Raw genomic sequence first — 861 nt, 5'->3', positions numbered from 1 at the left:
TGTCGTCAGTTAAGCCCTGAGTGTGGCACGTGAGGGTTGTACTTTGTGTCTGCGTGTGCTGACTGTTTTCCCGTTTTTTGGGGGAGACAGACAGATGCGGCACTATAGTTTACGCGATGACCAGTGGGAGCGGATAAAGGATCTTCTTCCCGGTCGAGAAGGCTATGTCGGCGGCACTGCGGCGGACAACCGTCTGTTCGTGGAGGCGGTGCTGTAGCGCTATCGCACGGGCATCCCATGGCGCGCCCTTCCTGCCCGTTTCGGGGACTGGAAAAACGTGCACCGGCGTCTGCGCCGCTGGTGTGAAAGCGGCGTCATCGAACGGATATTTCGTTATCTGGCCGCTGATCACGACAACGAATACATGATGATCGACAGTACAATTGTCCGGGCACATCAGCATAGTGCCGGAGCTCTCAAAAAAGGGGCACGGAGCAGGCCATAGGACGATCACGAGGCGGGTTGACGACAAAGATCCATGCCATCTGCGACGCTCTGGGCAATCCGGTGGAACTCGGCATCACACCGGGACAGGATGCCGATATCACCCAGGCGGAACCGCTTCTGGAAAACATCGACCCGGATGCTTTCCTTGCTGACAAGGCGTATGACGCGGACAGGTTGATCAATCGGCTGATACAGCGCGGGATTACCCCGGTCATCCCGCCAAAACGCAGCAGAACGACACGACGGAAAACCGATTTTTCTCTCTATCGCGAACGGAACCTTGTTGAGAGGTTCTTCAATAAACTCAAGCAGTTTCGCGCTATCGCAACCCGCTACGATAAACTGAAATCGACCTTCCTCGCAGCCGTGCAGTTCGCCTCAATCATCATCCTGCTTAACTGACGACACGCCGTA

General features: G+C 55.7%; 1 pseudogene. It reads left to right on the top strand.

Annotated features, from left to right (window positions below):
- Positions 1 to 94 precede the first annotated feature (94 nt).
- Positions 95 to 849 (top strand): annotated as a pseudogene (locus tag AD928_RS14185) (IS5 family transposase).
- Positions 850 to 861: the final 12 nt, after the last annotated feature.

This window comes from Acetobacter cerevisiae (assembly GCF_001580535.1).
Lineage (GTDB): Bacteria > Pseudomonadota > Alphaproteobacteria > Acetobacterales > Acetobacteraceae > Acetobacter > Acetobacter cerevisiae.
The sequence above is the reverse complement of the archived record's forward strand: the minus strand, read 5'-3'. Positions and strand labels throughout refer to the sequence as shown.